The organism is Actinomadura napierensis, assembly GCF_039529375.1.
In the GTDB taxonomy this organism is placed as follows: domain Bacteria; phylum Actinomycetota; class Actinomycetes; order Streptosporangiales; family Streptosporangiaceae; genus Spirillospora; species Spirillospora napierensis.
The window spans coordinates 25,753-34,253 of the sequence record NZ_BAAAMR010000104.1; the positions used below are offsets into that span (position 1 = coordinate 25,753).

7 protein-coding genes are annotated in these 8,501 nt (G+C 70.7%); 3 read left to right on the top strand and 4 right to left on the bottom strand.

Annotated features, from left to right (window positions below; all coding sequences use genetic code 11):
• Positions 1-32: 32 nt before the first annotated feature.
• The 4 genes from ABD296_RS38925 to rocD form a co-directional block, all read right to left on the bottom strand.
• Positions 33-1,649 carry a DHA2 family efflux MFS transporter permease subunit gene (locus tag ABD296_RS38925; protein WP_344279625.1) on the bottom strand — a complete coding sequence of 539 codons (1,617 nt, stop codon included), beginning with the start codon at positions 1,647-1,649 and terminating at the stop codon, positions 33-35.
• Positions 1,646-2,293 (bottom strand): PadR family transcriptional regulator, encoded by a 648-nt coding sequence (locus ABD296_RS38930; RefSeq protein ID WP_344279628.1) that lies wholly within the window; start codon positions 2,291-2,293, stop codon positions 1,646-1,648. Before ABD296_RS38930 ends, ABD296_RS38925 begins: the two co-directional genes overlap by 4 nt.
• 98 nt (positions 2,294-2,391) lie before the next feature.
• Positions 2,392-3,399, bottom strand: a complete 1,008-nt coding sequence (locus ABD296_RS38935) for an LCP family protein (protein WP_344279631.1) — start codon at positions 3,397-3,399, stop codon at positions 2,392-2,394.
• 285 nt (positions 3,400-3,684) lie between these two features.
• Positions 3,685-4,848: an ornithine--oxo-acid transaminase gene (gene rocD / locus ABD296_RS38940; RefSeq protein ID WP_407061561.1), complete on the bottom strand. Its 1,164-nt coding sequence runs from the start codon at positions 4,846-4,848 to the stop codon at positions 3,685-3,687.
• Between the two features lie 210 nt (positions 4,849-5,058).
• Between rocD and ABD296_RS38945 the strand changes: the two genes are divergently transcribed.
• The 3 genes from ABD296_RS38945 to ABD296_RS38955 all read left to right on the top strand — a co-directional run bounded on the left by ABD296_RS38945 (position 5,059) and on the right by ABD296_RS38955 (position 8,241).
• On the top strand, positions 5,059-5,532 hold the full coding sequence (locus ABD296_RS38945) for an Lrp/AsnC family transcriptional regulator (RefSeq protein WP_344279637.1): 474 nt from the start codon (positions 5,059-5,061) through the stop codon (positions 5,530-5,532).
• Positions 5,533-5,542: 10 nt separating this feature from the next.
• Positions 5,543-6,022, top strand: a complete 480-nt coding sequence (gene rraA / locus ABD296_RS38950; protein ID WP_344279640.1) for a ribonuclease E activity regulator RraA — start codon at positions 5,543-5,545, stop codon at positions 6,020-6,022.
• A gap of 155 nt (positions 6,023-6,177) precedes the next feature.
• Entirely contained in the window at positions 6,178-8,241 is a 2,064-nt protein-coding gene (locus ABD296_RS38955) for a M6 family metalloprotease domain-containing protein (protein WP_344279643.1), read from the top strand.
• Positions 8,242-8,501: the final 260 nt, after the last annotated feature.

The window sequence follows — 8,501 nt, forward strand, 5'->3', positions numbered from 1 at the left end:
GACGACTCGCCGCAAGTCAACGTCGTTCGGGGTCAGGTGTTGGCTGTGGCCGGGGCGGGGTCGGTCTTGCCGGCCGAGGGGGTGGAGCGGTAGCCCTTGACACCGAGGCAGGCGGCGGCGCTGGCCAGGACGACGACGATCGGCAGGACCATCGTCGGCTTCAGGGCGTGCACGAAGCCGTGCGTGAAGACCTGGCCGGCGACCTCCTGGACGCGGTGCACCACGTTCGCGGGGACGCCCGGCGGCAGCTTCTGCTGGGTGCCGGTCTGGCCCGCGCCGACCTCCAGGCCGCCCTTGGCGGCGCCGGCGAAGCCCTTGACGAAGCCGGGCCGCACGTCCGGCGGGAGCGCCGCCGCGCGGGTCGCGGCCTCGTCCTTGAGCGACGAGGCGAGCTGGTTCTGCAGGACGGCGCCGACCGCGGCGCTGCCGAGCACCGAGCCGATCTGCCGGACGGTGTTGTTCACGCCGGACGCGGCGCCCGCAAGGTGGGGCGGGACGTGCCGGGTGGCCTCGGTGGCCATCGGCGCGAACACCCCGCCGATGCCGAACCCGGCGACGACGAGCGCGGGGATGAACGCGGTCCAGCTCGTCCCGACCTCGGCGACGAGCACCAGCCACAGCATGCCGATCGCGTAGAGGGTGAGGCCGCCCATCAGGATGAACTTGCCGCCGATGCGGTCCGACAGCTTGCCGGCGACCGGCGCGAGGAACATCGACACCACCGAGGACGGCGCCATCACCAGGCCGGCCTTGAGGGCGCTGAAGCCGAGCACGGACTGCATGTAGATCGTCATCGGCAGGAACATGCCGATCATGCCGATCGACACGGCCGCGCCGACGAAGTTCAGGATCGTGAAGTTGCGGTCGCGGAACAGCGAGAACGGCACCAGCGGCTCGCGGTCCTGCTGCGTCCGCTGGTACATGTAGAAGATCGCGAAGAGCGCGAGGCCGGCCGCGATGAGGCCCCAGATGCCCTCGTTCCAGTCGTACTTCTGGCCCTCGGTCAGCGCGAACGTCAGGCAGAACAGGCCGGCGGAGGCGAGCAGGACGCCGGCGATGTCGAAGCGGTGCTTCACCGTGGGGATGTGGGCGGGCAGGATCGGCACGGCCATCGCCAGCACGATGATGCCGATCGGCAGGTTCACGAAGAAGATCCACCGCCAGTCGAGGCTGGTGACCAGCAGGCCGCCGATGGTCGGGCCGGCGATGGTGGACACGCCCGCGACCGCGCCCCAGACGCCGAGCGCGGTGCCGCGCCGCTCCGCCGGGAACACGCTGATGATCATCGACATGGTCTGCGGCATCAGCAGCGCGGCGCCGAGGCCCTGCACGGCGCGGGCCGCGATGAGCTGGGCCGGGTCCTGCGAGATGCCGCACGCCAGGCTGGACAGCGTGAACAGCGCGACACCGGCGATGAACAGGTTCTTCTTGCCCCACAGGTCGCCGAGGCGGCCGGCGGTGATGAGCAGGACGGCCAGCACCAGGATGTAGGCGTTGACCACCCAGAGCACCTCGTCCAGCGAGGCGTCGAGCTTGTCGATCATGCTCGGGATCGCGATGTTCACGATCGTCAGGTCGAGCAGCGTCATGAAGAAACCCAGGGAGAGCGTCAGCAGGATCGCCCACGGGTTCCCGCGCCATTTGCTCATGGTGCCCCCTTGTCGGTGCGAGTGTGGTAGTCGGTGCAGTGTTCGTGCTGGTGGGGCGAGTGGCAGGAGGTCACGTTCGCGTCGTCGGACCAGGTCAGCCGCCCGGACTCCAGGTCCTCGGCGAGGCCCTGGACGAACTCCAGCTCGCTGCGGAACCGGGCGATCGACCATTCCTGGTCGAGCAGCTTGTAGCGCTCCAGCCCGCGCTTGCGGAGCGACTCGTTGGCCGCCTGGTTCCCGACGAGCAGCGACTCCAGCGCGATGGCCCGGGTCCGCAGCTGCCGGGCGACCTCGGCCTCCGGCAGCAGGTTGACGAACGCCAGCCCGGTGCCGAACAGCGGGAACTCCTCGACGGGCTTGGCCAGCAGCTCGGCGAGGCGGATGTGCGCGGCGTCGCGTCCGGCGCTGGTGACCGCGTAGACGGTCCGCTCGGGCCGGCGGCCCTCGCGGCTGGTCTCCAGCGGCTCGATCAGGCCGGCGGACGCCAGCCGCTCCACCGAGTGGTACAGCGAACCGTGCGTGATCTTGACCGCGTGGTCGTAGGCGTGGTCGCGGATGCGCTGCTGCATCTCGTACGGGTGCATGGGCCCGTCGCACAGCATGCGCAGCACGGTGAGCGCGAGCGGTGTGAGGGGTCGGGACATGAGGCGACCTTCTTGGTCGAAGCCGATTAGTCCACTTAGACTAATCCATCCAGACCTTGGTCGTCATATTGTTCTGATGCCCGACTTATCCGTACAGGTCAGCGCACGGTTCCCACCGTGTTCGCCGCGCCGTTGCGGGCCACGAAGTCCCCGACCCGGTCGTTGCGGACGTCGGCGAACAGCTCGCCGTCCGCCGCCCCGTCCAGCAGCACCACGCTCTGCCCGTGCCGCGAGGCGAACCGGTCGACCGGCGCCGTCAGGTACTCCAGCAGCGGCGTCTTCAGCAGCCGCGCCGCCAGCCCGCGCAGCGTGCCCGACGTCACCGAGTCGTCCACGGTCACCGAGTGCGTCGCCGCCCGGATGAACCGGTCGATCTTGAGCGGGTTGCGGGTGTCGAGCGCCTTGTCCGCCAGCGCGTGCAGGAACGCCTGCTGCCGCTTGATCCGGTCGAGGTCGCCGCCGGGCAGGTTCCAGCGCTGCCGGACGAAGTCGAGCGCCTCGGTGCCGTCCAGGTGCTGGTGCCCGGCGGGCCAGGTCCGGTTGTGCATCGGGTCATAGGTGCGCTTGGCGACGGTGACGTCGACGCCGCCGAGCGCGTCGGTCATCTTCACGAACCCGCCGAAGTCCAGGGATGCGTAGTGGTCGACGCGCACGCCGCTCAGCTTCTCCACCGTCCGGATCAGCAGCTTCGGCCCGCCGTAGGAGAACGCCGCGTTGACCTTCCCGCCGCCGTGCCCGGGGATCGTCACCCAGCTGTCCCGCGGGATCGCGATCACCGACACCCGGCCGTCCCGCCCCGACAGGTGCACCAGCATGACCGTGTCGGACCGGGCGCCCATCGACGGCATGTCCGACCGCCGGTCCGACCCGATCAGCAGCCAGTTCTCGCCGCGTCCGGTCGAGGCCGGCCGGCCGCTGCGCTCCGGCATCGCGCCCGCGATCCGCTTCACGCCGTCGTCGTAGGCGTTCTGCAGCAGGTAGGCGCCGCCGCCGAGCAGCAGCAGCGCGGTCACCGCGAGCCCGCCGCAGCCGATGAGCACCCGCCGCCGCCTGCGTCCGGACGGCTTCTTCTCGGGGGCGTCCTGCGCGGACGGCTTGGCCTGCATGCCGCACACCATCCCCCCGCGCGCCCCCTCGTCCCCGCCCGACAGGCGGCCCCGGCCAAATCCTGTGCTCGATTTGCAGCCCCTATTGCAGAGCGCGCCGGCTGAACAAACGTACGGAGGGCCAGACCTCAACCCCAGCCACGGGCAGGCACGCGGAGCGAGCGCCAGCGAGCGCAGCGGGCCTGCCCGCCGAACGGAACGACAGGCTGTTTCGCGCGGAGCGCCAGCGGAGCGGGAAACGGCCTGTCGTTCGTAACGGGGGTTCCAGGGGGTCGCCCCCCTGGGCTAACCGAGAGCGTTTTCCAGCTGGTCCAGCGCCCAGTCCAGGTCCTCCCGCTCGACGATCAGCGGCGGGGCGAGGCGCAGCGTGGTGTCGTGCGTCTCCTTGGCGAGCACGCCGAGCTCCATCAGCCGCTCGCTGACGGGGCGGGCCTTGCCGCGCAGTTCGACGCCCGCCCACAGGCCGCGTCCGCGCACCTCGCGGACGAGACCGGAGTCGAGCCGGCCGAGGCGCTCGTGCATGTGCGCGCCGAGCGCGCGGGACCGCTCCTGGTACTCGCCGGTCCTCAGCATCGCGATCACCTCGCGGCCGATCGCGCAGGCGAGCGGGTTGCCGCCGAATGTCGAGCCGTGCTGGCCCGGCTTGAACACCCCGAGCACGTCGCGGTCGGCGACCACGGCCGACACCGGCATGATGCCGCCGCCGAGCGCCTTGCCGAGGATGTAGACGTCGGGGACGACGTCCTCGTGCTCGACGGCGAAGGTGGTGCCGGTGCGGCCGAGGCCGGACTGGATCTCGTCGGCGATCATCAGCGTGCCGTTCGCGGTGCACAGCTCGCGGACCGCGCGCAGGAACCCGCTCGGCGGGACGTTCACGCCGGCCTCGCCCTGGATCGGTTCGATCAGCACGCCGACGGTCGAGGCGTCCATCGCCGACTTCAGCGCGTCGACGTCCCCGTACGGGACGGTCCGGAACCCGGGCGTGTAGGGGCCGTAGGAGTCCCTGGCGTCCGGGTCGGTGGAGAAGCTGACGATCGTGGTGGTGCGGCCGTGGAAGTTGCCCTCGAACGTGATGATGTTCGCCTCGCCGGCGGGGACGCCCTTCACCTCGTAGCCCCACTTGCGGGCGGTCTTCAGGGCCGTCTCGACGGCCTCGGCGCCGCTGTTCATCGGCAGCACCATGTCCTTGCCGCACAGCTCGGCGAGTTCGGTGACGAACGGCCCGAACTGGTCGTGGTCGAACGCGCGGCTGACGAGGGTGACCCGTTCGAGCTGCCGCCGGGCGGCCGCGACGAGGCGCGGGTTGCGGTGCCCGAAGTTGACCGCGGAGTAGGCGGCCAGCATGTCGAGGTAGCGGCGGCCCTCGACGTCGGTGAGCCAGGCGCCCTCGGCGCCGGCGACGACGATCGGGAGGGGGTGGTAGTTGTGCGCGCTGTGCTCCTCGGACATCGCCCGCAGCTGTTCGGTCGGCGTCACGACGCTCCTTCTCGCGGTCGGGGCCCGGCCGGTCGGGCCGGGGCATCGCTGGGACACCGGGCGGGGGCCCGGTGCCGAGGGGGGAGGGACCGGACGCGGTGGGTGGCCGCCGGTCCATATCCAGCGTATGTTCGGGGGTTACCGGCGACCAATGACGAAAACCGACTTCGGGGGTGTTATTTGTTGCGTCTTGACGAGCTTGACCGCCGAATCGTTGCGCGGCTCCTCGAGGACGGCCGCGCCTCCTACGCGCAGATCGGCGACAAGGTCGGGCTGTCGGCGCCCGCGGTGAAGCGGCGGGTCGACCGGCTGCGCGCGGACGGGGTCATCACCGGCTTCGCGGCGGTGGTCGACCCGGCCGCGCTCGGCTGGACGACCGAGGCGTTCATCGAGATCTTCTGCACCGGCGCGACGTCGCCGGAGGAGATCTACTCCAGCGTGCGCGGCCATCCGGAGGTGGTCGCCGCGTACACGATCAGCGGCGACGCCAGCGCGCTGGTGCACGTGCGGGCGCGCGACATCCAGCACCTGGAGCAGGCCCTGGAGCGGCTGCGCCGCGAGGGCAACATCACCGCGACCAAGACCGCGATCGTGCTGTCGCGGCTGATCGGCCGCCCGACCGACGCCCCGTCGGCCGACGGGGTTACCGCCCAGTAGGCTGCCGGGCATGGACTTCGCGACCGCTGACCTCATCGACGACTTCGGGGACGAGCTGCGCAGCTGCGAGACGCAGTTCCGGCAGTACGGGGCCCGCGCGGCGTTCGCCGGCCCGGTCTCGACGGTGCGCTGCCACCGCGACAACGGCCTGGTGAAGAAGCTGCTGAACAGTCCGGGCGAGGGCCGGGTGCTGGTCGTGGACGGCGCCGGCTCGCTGGGGTCCGCGCTGATGGGCGACATGATCGCGGCGGCCGCAGTGGCGAACCGGTGGTCCGGCGTGGTGATCAACGGGGCCGTCCGGGACGTGGCGGCGCTGCGCGACCTCGACCTCGGCGTCAAGGCGCTCGGCTCCAACCCGCGCAAGAGCGCCAAGGACGGGGCGGGCGAGGTGGACGTGCCGGTGACGTTCGGCGGCGTGGAGTTCCGTCCGGGCGACTGGCTCTACGCCGACGAGGACGGCATCGTCCTGGCGACGCGCTCGCTGCTGTAAGGACCGTCGCGCGAGAACGGGGCCGTACGGCCTCGCCTCGAACCGGCCACGGCGCGACATGCCAGGACGAACGCCACAAGATCGTGCAAAGAGGCCATAGCACCCGGACGGCCGCGCTCCTACCTTTCTCGGCAAGCACCCGAGACAGGGGAGACATGCGCGCGAAGAAGACGCTCCTGGTGCCCGTGACGGCAGCGGTGCTGCTCGCGGGCCTCGCGGCCGTGCCGGCCGCCGCGCAGGCGAGACCTCCGATCCCGAAGCCCACCGCCAACCCGTGGCAGATGCGGCACTGGCCGCAGACGCAGCCGTGGCAGGAGGGCCAGCCGTCCGCCCGCACCTACGCGGCCGGCGGCCCCCGCCCCCTCGACCCCCAGAACTACGAGCTCCCCGACACGATGACCTGGGGCGACTACGCGTCGATCCCCGGCACCTCGTGGGCCGACCCGTCCCACAAGGGTTCGATCAAGAACTTCAACGGCGCGGTCGTCCTCGTCGACTACCCGAACCAGCCGTTCGTGGTCACGCAGCCGAAGAACTCCACGATCTTCGGAAACCCGAACATGGTCGGCGACGTCCCCCGCGACCAGGTCGCCAAGTTCTACCAGGACTTCCTCAACAAGCCCGAGGACCTCAACCACGGCCACACGCTGCACGAGTACTGGATGGAGGACTCCGGCGGACGCTACGGCGTGGACCTCACCGCGTTCGGCGCCTACCAGATGCCCGCCAAGGACCACGAGTACGGCGTGGACGACATGCAGGGCGGCACCGGCTGCCCGGCCGGCGACACCTGCAACCGCGACCTGCGCAAGGACGCGCGCGCCGCGTGGGTCGCCGACGTCGGCGAGGAGACCGCCAAGAAGTTCGACTTCGTCTTCTTCCTCAGCGCCGGTCAGGACGAGTCGTCCACCTGGCAGGAGTTCGGGCAGATGAAGTTCCAGACCAAGGAGGACGTCCCGGCCGAGTGGGGACCGGGCGACCCGAACCTGCCGAACTGGGTGAAGACCCGGTACGTGGACTGGACGTCCTGGCAGGCCGGCGCGACGATCTGGCCGAACGCGGTCACCGGCAGCTCCACGCAGGCGGAGAGCTCGGGGATGGGCGTGTTCGCGCACGAGTTCAGCCACATCCTCGGCATCGGCGACAACTACAACAACCCGTACGGGGTGCCGCCGCGCCGCTCGTACACGGGGCCGTGGGACATGCTGAGCCGCGGCAGCTTCAACGGCCCGGGCGGCCCGCACAGCCGGTGGACGATCCCGGCGGTCAGCGGCGCGTCCATGGGCTCGGAGCACATGCTCCGCAACAAGCTGAAGCTCGGCATCGTCGACGCGAGCAAGGTGCTCCAGCTGAACCGGGACGCGCTCGCGCAGGACGGCACGGTCGTCGCGCGGATCACCGCGCGGTCGACGGAGCCGAGCGAGGGCGGCCTCGCGGGCGTCAACCTCCAATTGGGCGCGGGCGGCGACAAGGAGCCGGGCTGCGACACCGGCACGGACCCGCTGTGCGACGGCGGCAAGTTCGACAACTACACCCTCGAGGTCGTCGACCGGATGGGGATGGACTCGTTCACACCCGACTCCGGCGTCCTGCTGGCGAAGACCAAGAACCAGGACCGGGCGCCGTTCATCTGGATCGAGGACGCGAATCCGCAGGACATCGACAAGACCGACTTCGTCCTGCCGGACGGCACGCCGCAGAAGATGACGATCGGCGACTACCGCCAGCTGTCGGACGCGCTGTTCCATGCCGGGACGAATTCGGGCAGCGAGTTCGAATACGTCGACGAGGCGAACCGGCTGCATTTCTACGTGCTCGACCTCAAGCGCGACAAGAACGGTGTCCTGTCGTACACGGTGGCGATTCGCTCGCTGGACGGAGCCGGGTCGCAGCGCCGCGGCGTCAAGGTCGATTCCGGTAACGCCAAGCCGGCGGGCGGCGGCTGGGCGAAGTGCACGATGCGCGTGGACAACCACGGCAAGGGCGGCACCGGCGTCTACGGCTCCGACGTCTTCCGCCTCAAGGCGGCGGTGGACGGCAAGGGCTGGACGACCTGGCTGCCGAACGAGCTGGCCACCGCGCAGAACGGCCGGTCCGCGAACGTCGTGGTGTGGGCGAAGGCGGGCCCGGGCGCCGAGCGCAAGGCGAAGCTGACGCTGACGGGCACCTCCGAAAGCGACCCGTCGAAGTCCGACAACGGCACCTGCCGGCTTCCATAATTCCCATATCGATGGAGAACGGCCCTCCGCCCGCCTGGACGCCCGCCCGGACGTCCGGGCGGGCGAGCGGGTTCACGCGGCCGATGTAATGGTCATTTGCCTTTCCGTCGACGGCTCCCGGGGTTTTCCGCGAGACGCCGCCGGAAAGACCGCCAGTCGTGATGATCATGAAACGGAGTGTGAGCGGGCGGCGGGCGGCCGGCACCGCCCTCGCGGCCGGCGTCCCGCTGGCCGCGCTGGTGGCGGCCGTCCCCGCCGAG

Bases quoted from the DNA above. Each gene is read 5' to 3' on its own strand.
- ABD296_RS38925 (WP_344279625.1), bottom strand. From the start codon at position 1,649: ATGAGCAAATGGCGCGGGAACCCGTGGGCGATCCTGCTGACGCTCTCC.
- ABD296_RS38930 (WP_344279628.1), bottom strand. From the start codon at position 2,293: ATGTCCCGACCCCTCACACCGCTCGCGCTCACCGTGCTGCGCATGCTG.
- ABD296_RS38935 (WP_344279631.1), bottom strand. From the start codon at position 3,399: ATGCAGGCCAAGCCGTCCGCGCAGGACGCCCCCGAGAAGAAGCCGTCC.
- rocD (WP_407061561.1), bottom strand. From the start codon at position 4,848: ATGTCCGAGGAGCACAGCGCGCACAACTACCACCCCCTCCCGATCGTC.
- rraA (WP_344279640.1), top strand. From the start codon at position 5,543: ATGGACTTCGCGACCGCTGACCTCATCGACGACTTCGGGGACGAGCTG.
- ABD296_RS38955 (WP_344279643.1), top strand. From the start codon at position 6,178: ATGCGCGCGAAGAAGACGCTCCTGGTGCCCGTGACGGCAGCGGTGCTG.